Origin of the sequence: Trichocoleus sp. Lan (genome assembly GCF_039961855.1) — a bacterium.
GTDB lineage: Bacteria > Cyanobacteriota > Cyanobacteriia > Cyanobacteriales > FACHB-T130 > FACHB-T130.
The window spans coordinates 40,208-62,745 of record NZ_JAMPKA010000029.1; the positions used below are offsets into that span (position 1 = coordinate 40,208).

General features: G+C 44.6%; 20 protein-coding genes and 1 pseudogene. 9 read left to right on the forward strand and 12 right to left on the reverse strand.

What is annotated here, in order from left to right:
- Positions 1–405 precede the first annotated feature (405 nt).
- Together NDA03_RS22145 and NDA03_RS22150 are read left to right on the forward strand one after the other, a co-directional pair.
- Positions 406–2,943, forward strand: a complete 2,538-nt coding sequence (locus NDA03_RS22145) for a mannose-1-phosphate guanyltransferase (RefSeq protein WP_190429426.1) — start codon at positions 406–408, stop codon at positions 2,941–2,943.
- Positions 2,944–3,126: 183 nt separating this feature from the next.
- Positions 3,127–3,648, forward strand: a complete 522-nt coding sequence (locus NDA03_RS22150; protein ID WP_348239146.1) for a single-stranded DNA-binding protein — start codon at positions 3,127–3,129, stop codon at positions 3,646–3,648.
- A gap of 73 nt (positions 3,649–3,721) precedes the next feature.
- Here NDA03_RS22150 and NDA03_RS22155 read toward each other — a convergent pair whose 3' ends face one another.
- The 3 genes and pseudogenes from NDA03_RS22155 to NDA03_RS22165 form a co-directional block, all read right to left on the reverse strand.
- Positions 3,722–4,141 carry a hypothetical protein gene (locus NDA03_RS22155; protein WP_190676045.1) on the reverse strand — a complete coding sequence of 140 codons (420 nt, stop codon included), beginning with the start codon at positions 4,139–4,141 and terminating at the stop codon, positions 3,722–3,724.
- 503 nt (positions 4,142–4,644) lie between these two features.
- The gene (locus NDA03_RS22160) at positions 4,645–4,827 is read right to left on the reverse strand and encodes a hypothetical protein (RefSeq protein ID WP_348239147.1); all 183 of its coding nucleotides are present in this window, start codon (positions 4,825–4,827) and stop codon (positions 4,645–4,647) included.
- 51 nt (positions 4,828–4,878) lie between these two features.
- Positions 4,879–6,072 (reverse strand): annotated as a pseudogene (locus NDA03_RS22165) (transposase).
- Between the two features lie 132 nt (positions 6,073–6,204).
- Between NDA03_RS22165 and NDA03_RS22170 the strand changes: the two are divergent.
- Entirely contained in the window at positions 6,205–6,570 is a 366-nt protein-coding gene (locus tag NDA03_RS22170) for a cupin domain-containing protein (protein ID WP_190440670.1), read from the forward strand.
- A gap of 656 nt (positions 6,571–7,226) precedes the next feature.
- On the opposite strand, the gene NDA03_RS22175 is transcribed toward NDA03_RS22170, so the two are convergent.
- Entirely contained in the window at positions 7,227–8,168 is a 942-nt protein-coding gene (locus tag NDA03_RS22175; protein WP_190412090.1) for a ParA family protein, read from the reverse strand.
- 81 nt (positions 8,169–8,249) lie between these two features.
- Positions 8,250–8,438 carry a hypothetical protein gene (locus NDA03_RS22180; protein WP_190682687.1) on the reverse strand — a complete coding sequence of 63 codons (189 nt, stop codon included), beginning with the start codon at positions 8,436–8,438 and terminating at the stop codon, positions 8,250–8,252.
- Between the two features lie 64 nt (positions 8,439–8,502).
- On the opposite strand from NDA03_RS22180, the gene NDA03_RS22185 reads away from it, so the two are divergent.
- From NDA03_RS22185 to NDA03_RS22195, 3 genes are all read left to right on the forward strand, one after another.
- Positions 8,503–8,937, forward strand: coding sequence for an HHL1-like protein (locus tag NDA03_RS22185; protein WP_190527632.1), 435 nt, complete (start codon positions 8,503–8,505; stop codon positions 8,935–8,937).
- Positions 8,938–9,167: 230 nt separating this feature from the next.
- The gene (locus NDA03_RS22190; RefSeq protein ID WP_348239148.1) at positions 9,168–10,607 is read left to right on the forward strand and encodes an AAA family ATPase; all 1,440 of its coding nucleotides are present in this window, start codon (positions 9,168–9,170) and stop codon (positions 10,605–10,607) included.
- Positions 10,604–11,290, forward strand: a complete 687-nt coding sequence (locus NDA03_RS22195; RefSeq protein ID WP_348239149.1) for a hypothetical protein — start codon at positions 10,604–10,606, stop codon at positions 11,288–11,290. The genes NDA03_RS22190 and NDA03_RS22195 overlap by 4 nt, the downstream gene beginning before the upstream one ends.
- 93 nt (positions 11,291–11,383) lie before the next feature.
- Here NDA03_RS22195 and NDA03_RS22200 read toward each other — a convergent pair whose 3' ends face one another.
- Positions 11,384–12,373 (reverse strand): glycosyltransferase, encoded by a 990-nt coding sequence (locus NDA03_RS22200; protein WP_348239150.1) that lies wholly within the window; start codon positions 12,371–12,373, stop codon positions 11,384–11,386.
- Between the two features lie 130 nt (positions 12,374–12,503).
- Here NDA03_RS22200 and NDA03_RS22205 point away from each other — a divergent pair, with 130 nt between their 5' ends.
- Entirely contained in the window at positions 12,504–13,736 is a 1,233-nt protein-coding gene (locus NDA03_RS22205; RefSeq protein ID WP_348239151.1) for a glycosyltransferase family 4 protein, read from the forward strand.
- A gap of 228 nt (positions 13,737–13,964) precedes the next feature.
- Here the strand turns inward: NDA03_RS22205 and NDA03_RS22210 are convergent, their stop codons facing one another.
- Positions 13,965–14,429, reverse strand: coding sequence for a TspO/MBR family protein (locus NDA03_RS22210; RefSeq protein WP_190412097.1), 465 nt, complete (start codon positions 14,427–14,429; stop codon positions 13,965–13,967).
- A gap of 890 nt (positions 14,430–15,319) precedes the next feature.
- Here NDA03_RS22210 and NDA03_RS22215 point away from each other — a divergent pair.
- On the forward strand, positions 15,320–15,595 hold the full coding sequence (locus NDA03_RS22215) for an acyl carrier protein (protein WP_348233866.1): 276 nt from the start codon (positions 15,320–15,322) through the stop codon (positions 15,593–15,595).
- Between the two features lie 44 nt (positions 15,596–15,639).
- Here NDA03_RS22215 and NDA03_RS22220 read toward each other — a convergent pair whose 3' ends face one another.
- The 5 genes from NDA03_RS22220 to sufB form a co-directional block, all read right to left on the reverse strand.
- The gene (locus tag NDA03_RS22220) at positions 15,640–16,272 is read right to left on the reverse strand and encodes a Uma2 family endonuclease (protein WP_348239152.1); all 633 of its coding nucleotides are present in this window, start codon (positions 16,270–16,272) and stop codon (positions 15,640–15,642) included.
- A gap of 264 nt (positions 16,273–16,536) precedes the next feature.
- On the reverse strand, positions 16,537–17,799 hold the full coding sequence (locus NDA03_RS22225; protein WP_348233860.1) for a SufS family cysteine desulfurase: 1,263 nt from the start codon (positions 17,797–17,799) through the stop codon (positions 16,537–16,539).
- Positions 17,800–17,897: 98 nt separating this feature from the next.
- On the reverse strand, positions 17,898–19,286 hold the full coding sequence (gene sufD, locus NDA03_RS22230) for a Fe-S cluster assembly protein SufD (RefSeq protein ID WP_348239153.1): 1,389 nt from the start codon (positions 19,284–19,286) through the stop codon (positions 17,898–17,900).
- Positions 19,283–20,074, reverse strand: a complete 792-nt coding sequence (sufC, locus tag NDA03_RS22235; protein ID WP_190412100.1) for a Fe-S cluster assembly ATPase SufC — start codon at positions 20,072–20,074, stop codon at positions 19,283–19,285. The genes sufD and sufC overlap by 4 nt, the downstream gene beginning before the upstream one ends.
- 171 nt (positions 20,075–20,245) lie before the next feature.
- On the reverse strand, positions 20,246–21,685 hold the full coding sequence (gene sufB / locus NDA03_RS22240; protein WP_348233857.1) for a Fe-S cluster assembly protein SufB: 1,440 nt from the start codon (positions 21,683–21,685) through the stop codon (positions 20,246–20,248).
- Positions 21,686–21,888: 203 nt separating this feature from the next.
- Between sufB and sufR the strand changes: the two genes are divergently transcribed.
- The gene (sufR, locus tag NDA03_RS22245) at positions 21,889–22,527 is read left to right on the forward strand and encodes an iron-sulfur cluster biosynthesis transcriptional regulator SufR (RefSeq protein WP_190527615.1); all 639 of its coding nucleotides are present in this window, start codon (positions 21,889–21,891) and stop codon (positions 22,525–22,527) included.
- The last annotated feature ends 11 nt before the right edge of the window (positions 22,528–22,538 follow it).

A 22,538-nucleotide genomic window follows, 5' to 3' on the forward strand; every position in this document is an offset into this window, starting at 1 on the left:
ATCCACCTTGGGCAGTTCCAGAAGATTGGAACATTCTGCTTCATCTCTCAAGTGTAAGCTAGACTACGCAATTGATTCCGGCTACACGGCAAAGTAGCATTGATTCAGTTCTAACCTATCCGAGGTTGAGTTGTAGCTGCACCCTCAAGATGTAACAAAAGCAATTTTCTAGATCGAGGAGCCAGCAGATACCAGCAATCAACGAGATAATTAGGGAGTCGCCGCTAAATTTAACATCTGCTTTAAAATGAAAGCCTCAAAGGATTTGCCCAGAGTCAAGGCTGCACTCTAATCTTATGAGGGATACCTTAAATTTCAAGGGTATAGGAGACTAAAAGACAAGACTTAGGTCAACTTAAATCATCAAGGTCACGCCCGTACCATAACAAAGAATCAGGAGGACTTATGCGAGCAGTGCTGATGGCTGGCGGTTCGGGAACGCGGCTGAGACCGCTGACGTGCGATCTTCCCAAACCGATGGTGCCGATTCTGAATCGACCGATTGCAGAACACATTATCAATCTGCTCAAGCGGCATCAGATTACAGAGGTTATTGCCACTCTGCACTATCTCCCTGATGTCATGCGAGACTACTTCCAGGACGGCAGCGACTTTGGAGTGCAGATCACCTATGCGATTGAAGAAGACCAGCCTTTAGGTACGGCTGGTTGCGTCAAGAACATTGCTGAGTTACTAGATGAAACCTTTTTAGTCATTAGCGGCGACAGCATTACTGATTTTGATTTAACCCAAGCAATTGAATTTCACAAAAGACAAAAGTCAAAAGCAACCCTGATTTTAACCCAAGTTCCCAACCCGATTGAATTTGGCGTGGTAATTACAGATGAAAAACAGAGAATTCGTCGGTTTTTAGAAAAGCCTTCTTCTAGCGAAATTTTCTCCGATACTGTCAACACCGGCACCTACATTCTGGAACCAGAAGTCCTGCAATACCTCCCCAGCAATCAGGAGTCTGACTTCTCGAAAGACTTATTCCCATTGCTATTGGAACAAGACGAGCCGATGTACGGCTACGTTGCCCAAGGATATTGGTGCGATGTAGGTCATTTAGATGCTTACCGAGAGTCTCAATATGATGGCTTACATCAAAAAGTTAAATTAGACTTTGCTTACGAGCAAGTGTCTCCCGGACTGTGGATAGGTCAGAACACTCATATCGACCCCTCAGCCAAAATTGAAGCGCCTGCACTGATCGGGAATAACTGCCGGATTGGGGCACGAGTGCATATCGAACCAGGAACCTCAATTGGTGACAATGTGACGATTGGAGCTGACGCAAACTTGAAGCGTCCAATTGTCTGGAATGGAGCGATTATTGGCGAGGAAGCGCATCTGCGGGCTTGCGTAATTGGTCGTGGTACCAGAGTCGATAGGCGATCGCACGTTTTGGAAGGAGCCGTCGTGGGTTCGCTCTCTACCGTTGGGGAAGAAGCGCAAGTTTCGCCCCAGGTGCGTGTTTGGCCTAGCAAACAAATTGAATCGGGCGCGACATTAAACATTAACTTGATTTGGGGTCACACGGCTCATCGCAATTTGTTTGGGCAACGCGGTGTGAGTGGGTTAGCAAATATCGATATCACTCCAGAATTTGCTGTCAAACTAGGTGCAGCTTACGGTTCCACATTAAAGCCCGGTTCCCAGATCACCATCTCCCGCGACCAGCGGAATATTTCCCGCATGGTCAGTCGCGCTTTGATTGCGGGTTTGATGTCGGTGGGTATTCACGTGCAAAACCTGGAAGCAACTGCAATCCCAATTTCCCGCACCGTCATTCCCACTTACTCGGTTGCCGGAGGTATCCACGTGCGGGTGCATCCAGATCGACCCGACCACATTTTGATCGAATTTTTCGATCGCAAGGGCATCAATATCTCGAAATCCCAAGAGAAAAAAATTGAGGGAGCTTATTTTAAGGAAGACTTGCGGCGAGTCCAGATTCAAGAAACTGGAAATGTCGCCTACCCCAGCCAGGTGCTAGATGTTTACAGCACGGCGTTTGAGAACCATCTAAATACGGGGGCAATTCGTAATTCAGGCTCGAAGGTAGTCATTGACTACGTTTATGCAGTTTCAGGAGCCATCCTGCCGCAACTGTTGGCAAAATTTGGCTGCGATGCTGTGGTACTGAATGCTAGCTTGAATCAGACCGGACTGGCTGCGGCAGAACGAGAAGCGTTGCTTAATCAGCTGGGTCATGTGGTAGAAGCGCTAAAAGCAAATTTTGGCGTCCAGGTATCAGCAAACGGAGAACAGTTAATTTTGGTGGATGAATCGGGTACGCCGATTCGCGGTGAAATGTTGACAGCGCTGATGGTTAACATGATTCTCACCGCTCATCCCAGAGGAACGGTGGTGGTGCCGGTGCATAGCAGCAGTGCGGTAGAACAGATTGCTCGTCGCCACGATGCTAAGGTGATTCGCACGAAGGCAAATCCCACGGCGTTGATGGAAGCGTCTCAAGCGAATCCGAATGTAGTACTGGGTGGCAGTGGGGAAATGGGCTTTATTTTTCCACAGCTGCATCCGGGGTTTGATGCCATGTTCTGCATTGCCAAGATGATGGAGATGCTAACGATGCAAGAGCGAAATCTGGCGGCGATCCGCGCCGATCTCCCCCGGGTTTACCACAAGAGTTACACGGTGCGCTGCCCCTGGACGGCAAAAGGAGCCTTGATGCGCCATTTAGTAGAAACCCACCCAGCCGAACATCTGGAATTAGTGGATGGAGTGAAGATTTGCAACTACCAGGATGATAGCTGGGTGCTAGTGTTGCCGGATGCGGGTGAGCCGCTGGTACATATCTTCGCCAATAGTAATGACCGGGATTGGGTTGATGAAACCTTACGGGAGTATCGCGGTCGGGTTCAATCGTTTGTTGACCAAGAGGAAGGTGTGGAGGAAGTTAAATTGCAATTGGTGTAGGGTGTTAGGTAATCGGTAATCGGTGAAGAGCGATCGCTCCTTCATCCTTGGTTATTCGCTGATGACGAATGACGAATTGCGAATAACCAATTACCCGTTACCATACCCACTTTTGGGTCTTCTTTGGTACATTTGTTCTATTATGAATGAGGCCGCTCGGTTCAGCGCGAGGATCTTGGAGTTATGAACAGCTGCATTTTAATGGCGGAGATTATCAGGGAACCGCAACTTCGTTACACGCCGGATACCCAAACGGCGGTTACGGAGATGATGGTACAGTTTCCTGGACTGCGGGCGGAAGACCCCCCGGCAACGGTGAAGGTCGTCGGCTGGGGCAATTTAGCGCAAGAAATTCAGGGAAGTTTCAAGAAGGGCGATCGCGTCATCCTTGAAGGTCGCCTGACAATGAACACCATTGACCGACAAGAAGGTTTTAAAGAAAAACGCGCCGAGTTGACGGTTTCCCGGATTCACAAAGTGGCAATCGATACAGATTTTGACACTTCGGTAGCCGAATCGGCTCCTCCCAGCAATGTCGTTCCAATGGGTTCTCGTCGTCCTACTTCCGCACCCGCTGATGACAGCGATGGGGGAATGTCTGGAGACTTCCCAACAGAGGAAACACCGCCCAGTCGCGTTCCCTCCCGAACGGGCAGCCGTTCCACCCCACCGCCTCAAGGAGATATCGACGACATCCCCTTTTAGCCGTTATGGGTCATGAGTCATTAGTCTTTGGCAACATATTCATGGCTAAGGGCTAATCACTCGTAACTAATCGCTATTTGTGAAGATAATCGCCCAAAAAATCAAAGGGATCTTCGTCATCCCAGCAAGGTTCAGGCCACAGCCAGATGAGGTTGTGGTTAATATCTGCTTCAATTTCCTCACTGTCATCTCGTTCAAATAGCACTGCCAGTGCTGTCACGTCTCGCTCTCGCAAAGGCATGAGCGATGCGCCTTGAGTGCCTAAGTCATAGCTTTTCTTGGTTGAAAGGCCATAGGATATCAGAGCGTTTTCCCCAGCCACATAGCGCGCGGAAGGCTCGCTCTCAAGCTTTGACCTACAGAGGGCGAGTTCTAGGGGGAAGGTGGTGCTGTCGTTGCTAGATGAAGGGATAAGCATGGGTGCATACCGTAACAGCGTGGCAGCAGCTATATAAGCGAAGCGATCGCGCAAAAACCTAGAGCAGTCTTTCAATTCTGCGTAGATTCTGCGTAGAAGTGCTTCGCCTTCGCCTTTCCCGGCGGCAGAACGTTTTGCTTTCCAGCCTTGTTTCGCTTGCCGTTCCGGTTGCCAGCGATCTTTCTGATCCGTCGCAGTAAATGCACAACCCCTTACACCACAAAAGAGCGTAAGACCCCTTAATCAAGATAATTACTTTCTGGGTAGGAAGTTGTATTCTAACTTTCTGCTCTGCAACTGTCTATCTATCAATTTATGTAGGCACAAATTATCTAGGCACAAAGTAGTGCCACTTCTACAAGGCAAACTAAGCTTTACAAAAATTTACAACTAAGCCCTAATTATGAGGCGAACTCTGAGGAAGTGAAGTAATTTTGTTTAAGTAGCTCTGTTCACTCCTCCTCAAAAAATAGCCTGTGTTTCAACTTTTATACGTTCTGGTCCATGCAATCCAGCCAGTTTTAGTACCTCTATGCTTTTTGTGTGCGTGGATGTTGCTCCTTTTGATTGGCTGGAGTTTATTTAGTACGATCTCCGCGAGTTTTACCAAAGCCAAGCAAATGCACAGCGTACCCTGTACCAATTGCCGATATTTTACCGGCGATTACCGGCTCAAGTGTACCGTGCAACCCAGTATTGCCCAGACTGAAGAAGCGATTAACTGCTCTGACTATCGTCCAATTCCGGGTTTTTCGTTCCATTCTCAAGACACAATTTGACACTGCTCGGCGTAAACGCGCGAGATTCTTTCTTCAACCAGTCGATTTGCTCGTTGATGTCACCACCCGCGAGTAGAGATTGGTCTGTCCGAAAGCGTTAATTCCGGCGTGCCCCGCCGTATTTAAATCAATACCTGTTTGCCTTAAAGCTTTAGCCAAAATGTTTAGTGCGGCGTTGTGGTCGCGGTCTAATACAGTTCCACAGCCACATACATGAGTCCTGACTGATAGCGACTTCTTAACTGTCGCACCGCAGTTAGAACAATCTTGGGATGTATATTGAGGAGCAACAGCAACTACTGTTTTTCCGTACACCTTCCCTAAATACTGCAACCATTGGGCGAACTGTGACCAAGCTGCATCACTAATGCTTTTGGCAAGCTTGTGGTTTTTCACCATATTCTTCACCTGCAAGTCTTCGTAGGCTACGAAATCGCTAGATTTCACCACGCACAACGCCGTTTTTACGGCGAAGTCTTTACGCTGTCTACCGACTTTTAGGTGTTTTCTTCCTAGCCGATTAATGGCTTTCCGGCGGTTGGCTGATCCTTTCTTTTTCTTAGAAACTCTTCGTTGCAAGCGCTTCAGGGCTTTCTCGCTTTTTTGAAGATGGCGAGGGTTTGGAACAGTTTCTCCTGTGCTGTCGGTGTAGAAATGGGCTAATCCCACATCCAGCCCAACCGCTTTGCCCGTAGGAACGATTTCTTCTACTCGTTCTACATTGATGCAGAACTGGCTGTAGTAGCCGTCAGCGCGACGGATTACCCGCACTCGCTTAATCTCTTCGGAAGCGTAGAAATATAGGTCGCGAGAGCCGACTAACTTAAACGTTCCAGCTTTAAAGCCATCCGTGAAAGTCAAGTGTCTCTTATCGGAAGAAAGCTTCCACCCGCTAGTCTTGTACTCTACAGAGCGAGTACACTTCTTGAACTGCGGGAATCCTTTCTTCCAAGGCGAGTTCGCTTTGCAATTAGCAAAGAAACGTTGAATTGCAATCAGGGCGCGTTCAGCTGAGGCTTGACGCGCCATTGAGTTAAGCTTGTCTGCCCAATCAAACTCTTTGGCTAATACAGCACATTATTTGTAGAGGTCAGAGAGCTTAATTCCTTGATTGTCCATCCAGTACCGGAGTGTTTTGTTGCGGATAAACTGCGCGGTTCGGATCATGTCGTCAATGACCCGATACTGCTCATGTCTACCTTTTAACTTGAACTCTAATACAATCATGGGGATATCCTACCCTGTTTATAGCAACTTATTGCTATAAACAAAGAAAAATCGCCCTAGAAGGACGGGGCTTTAAACCCGTAATTTTTGGGTAAGATTACTGCGGGTGTTTTTTTACTCTCTGAATCGAGAATGCTAATTCAAAAGCTCCATGACTGCGAAGAATTTATTGCCGGTGATGCCACTCAGTTGAGGGAGTTATTGCATCCAGATAAACAGCCGGTAGAATTGCGTTATAGCTTGGCTCACGCGATTCTGCCGGTGGGACAAACTTCGACGCCGCACTCGCTAACAACTTCCGAGGTTTACTACATCCTTAGCGGTGCTGGTGAAATGCACATTGATGAAGAAACCCAGTTGGTAGAACCTGGAGATATGGTTTATATTCCGCCGAATGCCAAGCAATTTATTCACAGTTGCGGAACTGAACCGTTGGTGTTTATCTGCATTGTCGATCCGGCGTGGCGTAAGGAAGACGAAACAATTTACGACGCTTGAGTACACAAACGCAGGCAAAATTTATAATTTGCCTGCTACAGACATTTTGTTGCAAGCGATCGCATTACTTTTGAATTGCTTCCTTGTTTGGAAATGCTGGATTCATTAAATTTAAATCTTTAAAACAACAATAGCACTCCAACCAGACTCGCTAAGTGATTTCCTCTTATGGGCAATTCGACGTGGAGTTGCACTAACTTACAAAGTTTAGTTGCATCGCTCCCTAGTCACTAGCTTAGGAAATATCAGCCTTCTGGATGAGTGCTGCTGTTGTTGGATGAGACAGATGTTAAATGAAACAGCGTTTTTACCTCTCAAGTCGTATGTGAACCGCGCTGTAGAATCTGTCAGGGAAGCTTTTTAGCTTCATATTTTTACTTTAGCAGGCATCTCCAGAAGCACCAGTAAATGAAACCAAAATTCATGTTGTTGGAGGGAGCTACTATTCAGATTATGAAACAAAGTTAAGTGGGAATCGCGGGTATGCAAGGATACGAGCGTCGCATCCACGAAACCCATACAAGTCCGTAGCAGAGAATCCTAGGGCGATAGGAACCTTCGGAACGTGGATTAAGTAGGGGCATGGCACAGAAAAAGCCCCTACCCAAAAAAATTGGAGGTTAATCAATCCACCGTTAACCGCTCATTACGAATCTTCAATCGAGGTTGGCTAAGTTCACCTTGGCTTCTGGAGCCTGGTAGATACCACCAGAAACTTGTAACTTCTGTAAAAACTCTTGCGTTAACTTAAGGAATGCTTTAGAGCCAGATGAATTGGGGTTGTTAAGACTCACCGGGGTAAAACTATCAACTGCTTTAGAGACATTTACATCCATTGGAATGCGGGTTTTGAAAATTTGAGCCGGGGTAAAATCTTCAGTAACTCGCTGCATCACTTGCTGGTAATATCTTCCACTCAGAATGTTCCCTGACATAATAAAGACAATTCCCATCAGGCGGAGATTGAGTAAGCCATCCAAATTATGACTTTCTTTGAGCTTATTAATCCGTCTTTCTAGCAGTTGAATTCCTACAACGGATAAAGGTTCTGGTCTAGCTGGCAGCAAGTAGAAATTACTAGCGACAATCCCACTACGAGTCAAAAGATTGTAGCCAGGAGCGCAGTCCAGAATAATGAAGTCGTAATCTTTAATTATCGGCTGTAAAATCCCTCTGACTAATTGCTTTTCAAACTCATTCCAAACTTGAATGAAGTTACTATTTCCATCCCTTAGCGCTCTTTCATGGAGCATCTCAGACACTAAAAATTCATCGTAGAGATCGATATCCCCCGGCAATAAATCCAGCCCTTTAACTGTGCAAACGTAAGGCTGAATAATATCTTGGATTGAAAGATTAGTTGGAAGATCGGGTTTAACTGCTTTATAAACCAGCTGTCTCAACGTGCGTTTCTCTTTCCGGCTCTTTCCGAAGTCCTGTGGGGACATCAGGCTGAGCGTAGCACTGATTTGCGTGTCTAAATCGACGACTAGAACCCGTTTCCCATGATGTTTGGCTAAACAAGTCGCCAAGTTGACACTGAGAGTCGTCTTACCGACGCCGCCTTTCATGTTTACCGTTGCAATTACATATCCCATTTGTTAGCTCCTCTCAAGCCTACGCCCCGCTAAATACAAAGCGAATCGCAGTCACTCAATCCCTGGTCAACTGTTACAGCCTTAATAATAATCTTGGATTCGCCGTCGTAAGGCAATAGCGCGATATGAGAGTTGCGACGATTTGGGATCGCGGTGTTCCGTGCGCCACGGATATCGCCTATCAAAGCGGAATCTCTCCAGAATAGCGATGGCACGTGCGATCGCTTCTCTTACCCTACAGCGTTTGCCCAGAACTTGCGCTGAAATCAACTATCCCAGATTTCTGAAAATTATGTAAACTTTTATAAATAAAGCAAAACACCAATCAATATCTATGACAACTAATAGTGGATTTGGCAAAGTTCAAAAAACCAAAAAAACTCCCAAAAGCTCCACCAAACGCGCGGAAGCATCCAAGCAGTACGACAAGATGAAGGGGGACGGAGTACCAGAATTCAATATTTACATTCGCATCCAAGGTAAAAAAAACTGGTTTCCAGTCGGTTCCCTAGCGGTGAATCGCACCAGTAAGATTAATCAAGCCATCTTCGACACCCAAGAAGACTTACGCCAAGGAGCCTTCCGTCTATTTCCCGTCCTCCGCAAGAACCAGAACAATTTGGAATATGGCTATCGCCTCAAGGGTTCTGAATATGCAGATGAGCCAATCCAAGTTGCCGTTCCTCCTCAGCCATCTGTCCCGAACGCGATTCAAGCAACGATCGATAAGCTGAAGAATAGCTTCTCTGGGCTATTGAAACGGGGTTAATTTGTTGTTTAGTGCAAGGATGCGATCGTTTCTTCGGATAGCGGCATACATAAAGAGCGATCGCATCCAACTCACTTTTGCCACTGCCAGTTGAGCAGACGCTAAACTTTAAAAGGAACTTGACCCATGTCTTTAAGAAGCGGTCAATACCCTAATACGAAAAACCTCACTCTGAGGACAATCAGGTAGGTTTAAGGTTTCAATGAGTGCCGTGGAGAGGAAGAACACAATTGAACTTCAACCCTGAGCTTTGCCGAAATGAGAGTGAAGTAGAAAGTAAACTCATCGTTCAATATCTGCTGCCACAGCTAGGATATACTCCAGAAACTTGGCATCAAGAGATTGCCGTTGGCAGTATTCGATTAGACTTTTTGGCATTTGCAGCGCAAGTCATCCCATTTGTGTTGGATGACAACTCGCCATTAAGCGTTGTAATGGAAGCAAAGCATCCCAATCAAAACTTAAATAGACATACTGGCAGACTCAAGCGCTACTTAATGAGTTTGAATGTAGAATATGGATTGTTAACGAATGGCAAGGAACTCAGAATTTACAAAAAAAATCAGGATAATATTCAGCTAGTATTTCACTGTTCCGGCAGAGAGATTAGCTCTAAAATAGACAGTATAAAAACTCTTATTGGTAGAAATAACTTAAACGAAAAAACTACTGAAGATCCAACCCATATCAAAATTAATCTTAAAAACACTCAAAATGAACCTTCGAGAGAAGAAAAAACCTTACAGCCTGAATTAACTAATTCTCAACCCAGATCCACACCAATTATTCAACAAGAAAGGCAACATACTGTGAAAATAATTGCGGTTTACCACAACAAAGGCGGCGTAGGCAAGACAACAACTGTAGTCAACCTAGCCGCTGCTATCAGAAAGAAAGGCAAAAAAGTCCTTATTGTTGACTTAGATAGTCAAGCTAACACTACCTTTGCCGCAGGTTTAGCAAAATTTGATGATGAAGAACTAGACGATCTAAAAGATTGCAATGTTCGTCATTTATTGCAGTCAGAAGATTTTTACGCCATCAACGAAGTTGCTAAAAAATCTCAATATACTAACCCGGAAATTGATGTATTGCCTTCCCACATCAGTTTAATGCAATACGAAACTGAGCTAAATCAACAGGATTCCAGTAAGGTAATGCTCCTGCAAAAACTGAAAGTAGTAGAAGCTCAATATGATGTTGTAATTATTGATACACCACCATCATTAAACCTTTATGCGAGAATTGCCCTAATTACAGCCGACTATCTAATTATTCCTTCGGATCTAAAACCATTTGCGAATCAAGGGTTATTAAATGTCAAAGAATTTGTTAAAAAAAATAATGAATTCAGAAAATTTTTTAATAAGCCACCCATTGAAATATTAGGCGTTCTTGCTAGTAAAATATCTACGAATTCAAGATTTGTACAATATACCTTACCACGGCGTTTAGAAGTGATTCCCAAACGCTATGGTTTAAACGTAATGGAAAGCGTTATTTATGAAAGAGAGGAGCTGGCAAAGTGTACCGAAAAAGTTCAGATTGTAGGTAACATGGAAATACCAGATCCAATCTCGGTGCTTGATTTCAAGCCGGATTCTACCTCCGCTCAGGAATTTAATTTACTAGCAGAAGAAGTTTTGCGAGCAATAGGACTAACTGTATGAAATTATCTACTTCGCTCGTAGGAGTAAAAAAAATCAACTCTAATGTTCCTCGTTCAGAATTTTCAGAGGATGAGTTAAATCTGACTGCTGAGTTAATTCTAAAAGCTGAAGGTATTATTAATCCTCTAGTTATTCGCAGAACCAGTCTGGAATCCTATGAGGTAGTTAACGGACACTTTGAATACTACGCCGCTGTTAAGGCTCGTGAGATAGATCCCCGTAAAGGAGAAATGATTGGAGCTTTCATTATTGAATCAGAAAATGAGGAAGTTCTCATGGATCAGATTAAAGTCCTGAGAAATCGAGATTTTAATAATGAATCCCAAGTTGCTGACACACAGCCTTTAAATACGGTTGAATCATCAAATAAGGTAATACAATTTGAAAGTTTATTGCCTGAAATTGAAAGTTTGATAGATAGAAAACTTCAACTGATTAGCAGCAGGATCAGCGAACATATTGATGAATTTGTTCAAAAAATTGAACCGCTCCTGAATCAGCCAGAAAAAGTAGAACAGAAGGAAGGTGATAAGACTCCAATTGAAAAACCAGACTACGATATAATGAAACTTTCGCAGCTAAAATCAATCGCGAAAGAACGGAATATAGAAGGACGTACAAAAATGACAAAAAAAGAGCAATTTATTACAGCTCTTAACAAAGCTGATGCAAGTCGAAAGTAACTAATAACCTCATTATTTAACTTGGTGAAACGCATTAAACGCGGTGTTTCGCCAGCTAGCTGGGAACAGCGATCGCTCCAATTTATTTCCTCATCAATTAGCCGCTTCTCGAACTTGCTCAGCGTAATCTTTGGGGCGGATTCGACGAAAAGTTTGGAGAGCGAATTGTCGTAAGCTGGTAGGCAAATAAGACAGCACAATCCCTAATTTTGCTTGACGCGAACTTCCCAAAATTTGACTAGATTCTTGCAAAAGTTTGCGTCCTTCTGAAGTTTCGCCATTTTCAATCAGCCTTAAACCCAGCGCTTTCCGGGTTCCGGCAAGTTTATTTAATCGGTTTTTTTCTAATTGTTCTTCCGGGAATTTGTAACTATTTAGACAGAAAGATTTTGCTTTTAAAAAGTGAATATTTTGTTTCAGACTGGTTTGACCGCCATGCATTCGATATTCCATCAAAAATTCTGGTAGGAAGTATCCATTCTTGCCTGCGATCGCTAACCTCACCAGTAAATCAAAATCCTCACAACCATCTGCTTCCGGGCGCATATAATCAACTTCTTTCAAACACTCCATCCGAAAGAGCGTAGAACCAACCTGTAAGCTTTGTTTTTGGAAAGTTTCCGTAATTAAATCCGGAATCATTCCCTCGTTGAGTTTGTCCTTCCCCCACTTAGCAGAATTTTCTAAAGTAGCTGATTCATTTCTTTCCCCTCTGGCATCTATAATCCAGTGGTTTGTACAAACAAAATCTATGGTTGGATTAGCGTCTAAAACAGCTACCGTTTTTTCTAAAAATTCAGGCGTTAATGCATCATCATCGTCAAATTTAATAAAATAAGTTCCACCAGCGGCATCAAAACCAGAACGCATATTTCGGCTGCGCTTAATATTAACCGGATGCCGGATATAGCGAATTCTCGGATCGTTCCATTGACTCACTACTGCTGGGGTGTCATCAGTAGAACCATCGTCACAGATGATTAGTTCAAAATCTGTATAAGTTTGAGCCAGTACGCTATTTACTGCATAAGGCAACAAATTAGCTCGATTGTAGGTAGGGATGGAAATGCTAACTTTGGGCATAAGCTGAAGTTGTTGTTACTGGTTAGTTTTACGCAGTAGAGACACGCTCTGGCAAGTCTAGTATGAGGCGAAAGTCTATAGTATCGATATTATCCCTCTCCGTAAAATCTAACCAAACGCTCAGTCTACGATGAAGATTTTAATGCTCTCTTCCACCTTTCCCTATCCGCCAACACGGGGGGGAACGCAAGTAAGGACGTTTAATTTACTCAAGTATCTCAAGTCTAGCCATGCAATTACTCTAATTACGCAGCGCAGTGGAGATGTTACAGACGAAGAAATAAAAGGACTGCAAGAGTGGGTGGACGAGTTGGTGGTTTTTCCGCGTCCACAGGAAAGTTCTCAAGGAGGCGTGTTGGGGAAACTACGGCGCTTCAGTACGTTTTTGCAGGAGGGAACACCCCCCAGCGTGCTGTCTCTCTACTCGCCAGGGATTCAGAAATGGGTGGATGAAGCAGTTGCTGCTGGCAAGTTTGATGCGATTACTTGCGAACATTGCGTGAATGAAATCTATGTGCGTCCTGAGTGGCGGCGCAAGGATGGGAAAACCTCAGCGCTGCGGACGCTGGTAAATATTCATAGTTCTGTCTACGGGACGTGCAAGAACCAGCTGGAAACGGGGACATCTGAGAAGCCATTGCGAGACAAGCTGAATTTGCCGCTGTTGCGCCGCTATGAGCAGCGCTACTGTTCTAAATTTTCGGCAATTGTGGTGACGACGGAGGAAGATAAGCAACAAATTCAGGAATTTAATCCCAACGCCCACATTCAAGTGATTCCGAATGGGGTAGATTTTACTCAGTTTCCCATGCGTTCTGCCGATCCGGGAGGACACCGATTAATTTTTATTGGGGCGATGGATAACACGCCGAATATTGATGCGGTGCGCTTTTTTAGCTTGGAGGTGTTCCCGGAGGTTCAGAAGCGATATCCGGATGCGACGCTGGAACTGGTGGGCGCTCGTCCTGGAACGGAAGTTGTAGATTTAGGGAAGCGTCCTGGGATTACGGTTACGGGGCGTGTACCTTCAATGGCAGAGTATTTGCACAAGTCTTGCGTCTGCGTGGTGCCAATGCGGACAGGATTTGGGATCAAAAATAAAACGTTGGAGGCAATGGCAGCTGGGGTGCCCGTAGTGGGGAGCGATCGCGGTTTGGAAGGATTAGCTGTGGAAGGGGAAAGCGTGCCGTTACGCGCGTTACGGGCTAATCGGGTGGAAGAGTATGTAGATGCGATCGCTAAGTTGTTTGAAGATGCGGATCTCAGAGAGCAGTTATCGAAAAATGCGCGATCGCTCATCGAAACAGAATACACCTGGGAAAGCGCCGGATCTCGTTACGAACAGGTACTGCTTTCACCTTAAACGCCTCGTTAACGGGGAAAGTAGGATTTCTCTCTCCCCTTACCGTCCTATATCCTCCGTTAGCGGGGAAGACAGACAAGCCAGAAGAAAGGATTAAGTGTTTCCCCGTAAGCTGCTTTACGCCGCCTTAGCCCCAGGGTGTCCTCGCTTCGACAGAAGTTAAACTCTTGCGCTGGTACCACTCATCTCAACCTAGCAAGAAGCGGTCAGGAGGCGTCGTCCGCGTCTCTAAGCATCGTCAGGATTAAGCTTCATCATTTTCCAGGTGGTAAAAGTTCCAACTGGACTCCATAACACATAGGGAACTAGCAACAGAGACGCCCAGCCGGAAATCGGTAAGACTGTTAGTGCCAGAATTAAACCTAAAACGGAACCAATTGCGCCAATAATTGTCCCAACTTTGAGACTGCGTAGCCTCAACATCATTGGGTTATAGGCGACAATCGCAATTTCTACTAAAAGATAGAACGCCATTAGTCCCCAACTTTTGGTGCGTTCCCAAACGATATATGCTGACCAACCACCGCAAATAAAAACGACTGTCCAGATGAGTGGAATTAATGGCTCAAAAGTTAGCCACCTGGGTCGTTGCAGGCGTTTGAACCACTTAACATCATTCGGCGTAATGATGTTACTCCCCATCGCCACTAAAAGAGTAACGCCCCCAATCACCATCCAAGATTTAATAACCATTCCCCTTCCCTTCGCTCCACCAGACCTGCTAGCCCTTTGTAGCGATTGTGTCAAGTTCAGGAGGAAGCTGTAATCACCCCCTAGTCTGAAACTAAGTAGCGATCGCGCTTAATTTATGTTCTGGGGAGTTGGAGAATGCGATCGCGCTTAACTTATGTTGTGGTTGGAGAATGAGATCGCTACTATTCTAGCGGTGTCTATTTGCTGTGTAGCAATATCTTGATGAGTGACACATACAATATAGAATGTAGACGATTTTTCCCTAAAAAGTTATGACTGTTCGCTCAAACCAACCTCCTGTAGAAAATTTTCCGGCAGTGATGTCAAGACTTTATAGTCAGTCTGAGGATGTCAGAATTGCTGCGCTTCCTGAAATATTGCAATACGGTCAGCTAGGGAAAGATTTATTAATCAAAATCATCGAAACCGAAAAAGGAGCGTTACTAGAATCAGCTTTTGAATTATTTGTAGATGTATCAAGCAAGAAATATGAGCAATTAACTATAGAACTAAATAAGTCTAATGAATCTTTAAATGATGTTACTAAAAAAATAGATAAAGAAATTAGTCAATTAAAGTCTCATATTAGCCAGTTGGATAAAGAAATTAATCAATTAAAGTTTCAGATTAACCAGTTGGAAAAAGAAATTGAAAATTTAGAAAACAATAAAAATAGGTTAACACAGAAAAGTAATGAATTGAGCCAGTATAGATTCCATGAAGAAGCAAAAGAAAAAGATAAAATTAAAGCTCGTATGAATTATATCATAAAAAAAAGGGAAGAAATAGAAGAGGAAATTCAAAAAACTTTCTCACGGCTTAACATTAGTAGCCAATCTAATATTAAGCAATTTTATGCTCTTCAGTATCATCCTCATTTTTTGTCTAGTATAACTATTTTTATAAGACTCAAAATTATAGTTTCAACACAGCTTGAGATAGAAACTGATAAAATTACTTTAAATACAAATTTTGCTCACGATCTTAGAGCTGATGAGCTTGATGGCAAAGAACTTATATTAGCTATAGAAGAGGAGTTCGATATAGAAATTACTGATGAATATATATATAATTATACAGGTTTAAGTGGTTATCCTAATTACACTATGAAAGATATTTTTGAATATATAATTTCTCATAAAAAGCAGAATATAGAGGCTATCTAGCTATAAATTGGGAATAATTAAGTATAGTATTTGCTGCTACTCCACTAAGATATTTTCTGCCTTACCCAAGCGCGAAATGACTTCAATAAGGCAATTTCTCCCATAGTTTTACTTTGCTCGATAAAATTACTGATTTCAGTTACCGATACGATGGGAAAGGCAATGCTGTATTCGCACTCGATATATTTTCCTTCTGTTAGCTGATAAAATTTTAAATCTCGTCCGTTGTATCTCCAGAGTTCAGTGACACCCAGCGCTGAGTAAATCTCAAACTTGTTAACAGAACTGCTGGTAATATCGATTTCAATTGCTAAATCTGGCGGCAGATCTGTTTCTAAATCCAGTTTTTGCTTACCTCTTACGGCTGGTTCGTTTTCGATATAGTAACAATTATCTGGTTCTATGCCTCGATTTGCTATTTGTCGTTTCAAAGTAGTAGAACCAGCACTCTTTATTTCAATATCTAGTTCTAAAGCTAAGAAGATAATTAAATTTCCAAAATTACTTTTGGAGTTTTCATGTTCAAAAAGTGGGGTCATAAGTTCTAGAGTGCTTCCGTCATAAGCAAAGCGCCAGCCTCTATCCTCACCTGTTTCTATCAGCAAGGCTTCTAAAGTTTCCCAGCTAATGTTGGGTAGCACGGTTCTTTGTTCTGCTGGAATAGAGGTGGTAATCATACTTTGAATTACTCAATTTTCTAGCATTACACTTGAAGGGGCGGTTGAAACCGCAGCTACACAGACAAAACCTGCCTACGCAGGTTTCAAAAGTTTAAGGTTTTGTAAGTCCCCGCAGGCAGACTTAGTTTGTGTAGCCGCGAATTACATTCGCCAGGGCTTAAGGGTGGTTGAAACCGCAGCTACACTTTGAGTTTTGTAAGTCCGCGCAGGCGGACTTAGTTTGTGTAGCCGCGAATTACATTCGCCAGGGCTTAAGTTGACTTAGCCGAAGATACTGCCAAAAAATTCGACAGCTTCTTTCAAAGATGCGATGAAAAGATCAATCTCTTCGCGGGTGTTGTAGAAATACAAACTTGCCCGTGCAGTAGATTGCACTTTCAAGTAACGGTGTAAAGGTTGGGTGCAGTGGTGTCCGGCACGGATGGCGATGCCAGCTTGATCTAAGATGGTTGATAAGTCGTGAGGGTGGACATCTCCAGCCGTGAACGCAGCGAGTGCGGCTCTACCTTCTCCGGTGCTAGTGGGTTGCGGCCCATAAGTTTTGATTTCTGGGATTTGCTGCAACTGTTGGAAGAGATAAGCTGTTAATTCGGCTTCGTAGGTATGGATGTTGTGCATACCAATGCCACTAAGATAATCTACCGCTGCACCGAGCGCGATCGCTTCCCCAATTGATGGTGTTCCCGCTTCAAACTTATGCGGTAAATCTGCATAAGTAGCATGGTCGAGAAACACATCAGCAATCATCTCCCCACCGCCTAAGAAGGGAGGCATGGAACGCAATAAGTCAAGCTTACCGTAGAGGAAGCCAATCCCAGTTGGGGCGCACATTTTGTGACCAGAGGCGACTAGCCAATCGCAGTCTACCGCTTGCACGTCTAACACCATGTGAGGTGCAGCTTGGCAAGCGTCAATTAAGACTTTGGCACCGTATTTGTGAGCGATCTCGGTTATCGATTTAACTGGATTAATACATCCCAATGTGTTAGAAACGTAAACGGTGCTAACCAGTTTAGTTTTGTCGGAAATTAGAGATTTGAAGTGTTCTAAATCAAAAATTCCGTCTGGTGTTAGTTCTACGAATTTCAGCACCGCGCCCGTTCTTTGCGCTACGAACTGCCAAGGAATTAGATTGCTGTGGTGTTCCATTACGGAGAGGATGATTTCATCCCCTCGCTGCAAATTGTTCATTCCCCAACTGTAAGCGATTAAGTTAATCGCTTCGCTGGCGTTGCGGGTGTAGATAATTTCTTGACGGGAAGCAGCATTTACAAAAGCAGCAACTTTGTCCCTAGCACCTTCATAAGCGTCTGTGGCTTTGGCGCTGAGGGTGTGAACGCCCCGATGTACGTTTGAATTGTACTGCTCATAGTAATCCCGAATGGCGTTTAGCACCGCCAGAGGTTTTTGGGATGTGGCGGCGTTGTCTAGATAAACTAGGGGTTTACCGTTGACTTCTTGGTGCAGAATTGGGAAATCTGCACGGACTTTATCGGCTAGTGTTCTGTCTTTGGTGAGAGTCATTGGTAATTGGTAGTTGGTAATTGATGATTGGTAATTGGTAACTGGTAAAAGTTATTTCTTCAAAATTCCATTACCCATTACCTCTTACCGATTCCACACTATTCGACTGTTCTACAAGCAACACATTGAGAGAGGCTTGTTTGCAAAGAAGCGATGGGAATCTGGTTGATAATTTCTATAGCAAAAGCGTCAACTAACAAGTTGTTAGCACTCACTTTGTCTAAACCGCGACTTTGCAGGTAAAAGACTTCCTCATCATCCAACTGGCTTACTGTTGCACCGTGAGTACATTTCACGTTATCGGCAATGATTTCCAGTTGGGGTTTAGTATCGACTCTCGCTTTGGGGGACAACAGCAAGTTACGATTTAATTGTCCGGCATCTGTCAATTGTGCTGCTTTGGCAACAAAGACTTTCCCGTTAAATACGGAATGAGCTTTATCAGCCACAATACACTTCTGTAATTGACGAGTTGTGCTGTGGGGATGGTTGAGAATAATGGCGCTGTGAGTATCGCCAATCTGTTCCCCAGAGATCATGGTTAAACCATTGAGGGTAGTTTCAGTTTGTTCGCCCAACTGATAAATTTCTAAGTTGTGGCGGGATATTTTGCCACCCAAACTCACTGCATTGCAAGTGTAGCGGCTGTTGCGGGATTGCGCGATCGCACTCTTGCCAATATGAAACGCTGCGCCACTATCTCGTTGAATCCGGTTGTGGCGAACTTCAGCGTTTTCTTCTACCCAAATCTCTGTAACCGTATTGATTAAATACGGATGAGTTTTATCTGCACACCAATCACCGACTGGCAGATAATCTTCTATCAGAGTTACTTGAGAGTTCGGTTCAGCGACTACTAAACAGCGTGGCTGAGAGAGAGTAGGGCGATCGCTAAAAGTAGATAGAAACAACAAATGAATCGGTGTTTCTATTACCACATTCTTCGCCACCCATACTACAGCAGCATCAGTTAATCCTGCCGTATTTAAAGAGGTGAATACCTCATCAAAACCCTTTTGTTGTGCGAAATAATTACCGATCCGAGTGCGATAAGTTATTGGCAGTTGGGCTAAATTTCCGGCAAATACCCCTTCTGGCAAATTGGCAACGGATGATAGCGCAGGTGCATAAACACCGTTAACGAAAACTAGACGACTTTCGGCTGCTTCTGCTAAAGTTAATCCTTCAATTGCTGACTGGGGTACATCCGCAGATTTCGCAGCTTGGAAAGACAACTTTAACAAAGGCGAGATGTCAGTGACACGCCACTCTTCATCCCGCGTTGTGGGAAACTTGAGATGAGGTAGCCAGGAAGCAGCGCGATCGCGTAATTCTTGCAACCAGCCAACCATTTCTGGATCGAGTACCTGTAATTCTTGACTGCGAGACAAGTTTAACAACTCAACCAGCTTGGCATCTCGATTAGTTGCAGCAGACTTTAACCCAACTTCTTCTGGATTGGGAATAGAAGTTACTTGAATTGTCATTTTGCACCCACCTCAGCTGCTTCTTCTTCCCTAACCCACTCATAACCGCGAGATTCCAATTCCAGCGCCAATTCTTTACCACCACTGGTAATAATTCGTCCGGCTTCCATGACGTGAACGAAATCTGGCACGATGTAATTCAGTAGTCGCTGATAGTGAGTAATCACCAGCATTGCATTTTCCGCATTTGCCAGCTGATTCACACCATCCGCAACAATCTTCAGCGCATCAATATCTAGCCCTGAATCCGTTTCATCTAAAATGGCTAACTTTGGTTCTAGCAGTGCCATTTGCAGAATCTCGTTCCGCTTCTTCTCACCACCCGAAAAACCTTCATTCACACTGCGGCTAAGAAAAGCAGGATTCATCTTTACCACATCCAGCTTTTCATGCACCAACTCATCAAAATCAAAAGCATCCAACTCCTCTAATCCTTCAGCCTTGCGGCGGGAATTATAGGCAACTCTGAGGAAATCCACATTACTAACACCAGGAATTTCCAAAGGATATTGAAACGCCAAAAATATTCCAGCTCTGGCACGTTCTTCGGCTTCCATTTCCAGAAGATTTTGCCCCCGGAAAATTACCTCGCCGCCCGTCACCTCATACGCCGGATGTCCAGCCAAAACCTTAGAAAAGGTGCTTTTGCCAGAACCATTTGGCCCCATAATGGCATGGATTTCTCCCGCCTTTACTTCTAAATTCAAACCCTTAAGAATCGGAGTTTCATCAACATTCGCCGTGAGATCCCGAACTGATAGGATCACCTCACTATTTTCAATAATCATGTTTCCTCTCTCTTCCTTTGTGCCCTTAGCGTCTTCGCGGTTATTATTCTATGTCAGCCTAAAGCAGGCAATATCCGCCTTACCTTTTTGAGTAAAGAAATTCAACCATAGATAAACACAGATAACACGGAGAATTTATCAGCGTTTATCTGTGTTTATCTGTAGTTTCCTTTATCCCACACTGCCTTCTAATTTCAGGCTCAACAACCTATCAGCTTCAACAGCAAATTCCATCGGCAGCTGATTAAACACATCCTTACAGAAGCCGCTAATCATCATCGAAATAGCATCTTCTGCCGAAATGCCCCGCTGCGAGAAAAAGAATAGCTGTTCTTCCCCAATTTTCGAGGTAGAAGCTTCATGTTCCACTTTTCCGGTGTTATTTTGCACCTGGATATAAGGGAAAGTATTCGCTTGGGCATTATCGCCAATTAGCATTGAGTCGCACTGAGAATAATTTCTCGCACCCTTTGCCTTAGGGCCAATTTTCACCAAACCGCGATAGCTATTTGCCGACTTACCCGCTGAAATCCCCTTGGAAATAATCGTGCTGCGGGTGTTTTTGCCGATATGCACCATCTTGGTTCCGGTGTCGGCTTGCTGCATGTGATTCGTGAGGGCAACGGAGTAAAATTCACCCACGGAATTATCGCCAACTAGCACGCAGCTGGGATACTTCCAGGTAATCGCGGAACCCGTTTCCACCTGTGTCCAAGAAATCTTAGAATTGACGCCCTGACACAGCCCGCGCTTAGTGACAAAGTTGTAAATACCGCCTTTGCCGTTTTCGTCTCCGGGGTACCAGTTTTGTACTGTGGAGTATTTAATTTCAGCGTTGTCGAGGGCAACCAGTTCCACCACAGCCGCGTGCAGCTGGTTGGTGTCAAACATCGGTGCTGTGCAGCCTTCCAGATATGACACAGAGCTGCCTTCTTCGGCAATAATCAGCGTGCGCTCGAACTGCCCCGTATCTCCGCTGTTGATGCGGAAGTAGGTGGAGAGTTCCATCGGGCATTTGGTGCCTTTGGGGATGTAGACGAAGGAACCATCGCTGAATACGGCTGAGTTGAGGGCGGCGAAGTAATTATCTGCTACTGGCACAACGCTGCCGAGGTACTTCTGCACCAGTTCTGGGTGTTCCCGCAAGGCTTCGGAGATGGAACAGAAGATCACGCCGTCTTTGGCTAGCTTTTCTTTAAATGTTGTGGCAACTGAAACACTATCGAAGATGGCATCTACGGCAACGTTAGACAAGCGCTTTTGCTCTGAAAGCGAAATCCCTAGCTTCTCGTAGGCTTCTAACAAAGTTGGATCGACTTCATCTAGGCTACCCAGCTTTTTGGGCTTTTGCTTCGGCGCGGAGTAGTAGATGATGTCCTGGTAGTCAATCGCCGGATACTTGACATGAGGCCAAGTTGGTTCGGTCATTTTCAACCATTGCCGATAGGCTTTGAGGCGAAACTCTAGCATGAACTCCGGTTCTTCTTTCTTGGCGGAGATCAGGCGAACAACGTCCTCACTGAGACCGCGAGGAATGCTATCTGTCTCAATGTCTGTGACAAAGCCGTACTTATAGGGCTGATTGACTAAGGTTTTGACGCTAGCAGTCATAGAAAAAAGTGTTCTCGCGTGTTTGTTTCGGACAAATCTCTCAGGATGGCAGGCTCAGGGCATGGGCGTCCAGAGTAGATCGCCCAGTCAAACTGCAATTACAATAGTAAAACAACAGGCTTGTTGCTTTACTTAATTCTATTTTAAAATACTTTAGCAACATAGATGTTGTCAAAGTCCAGTAGGAATTTTACCGCAAGACGATGGCGATTACTCAGCAGCCTTCCACCAAACAGGACATCTTGCAACATTTACTGAAAACAGGTCAAGCCACGGCTCAGGAGCTGGCTGACGCCTTTGAGGTAAGTCCGCAGGCGATTCGGCGTCATCTGAAGGATTTGGAGACAGAAGGGCTAATCGTGCATCAATCGGTGCCTGCGGCGATGGGACGCCCGCAGCACGTCTACGAGCTGAGTCAAGAAGGGCGCGATCGCTTCCCCAGTCGTTACGGAGAGTTTGCCGTTGATTTCCTAGACACCTTGACAGAAACGCTCGGTTATGAGCAAGCAAGTACGGTGTTGCGAAAGCACTGGGAACGCAAGGCAATGGAATATCAAGTGAGGCTGGGAAAGGGAAATTTGCGCGATCGCGTTGCCAAATTAGTCGAACTCCGCAAAGCTGAAGGCTATATGGCAGAGTGGTATCCTCTGGAGGAAAACGATGCTCAATTTATATTGGTAGAACATAACTGTGCCATTTCCCACGTCGCCTCGTCTTTCCCCAGCGTTTGCGGACATGAATTAGAAATGTTTGCTGCTGCTCTGCAAGATTGTAAAGTAGAACGGACGCACTGGATTATTAACGGAGAACATCGCTGCGGCTATTTAATTAAGGAACAGTAACTAAAAATATT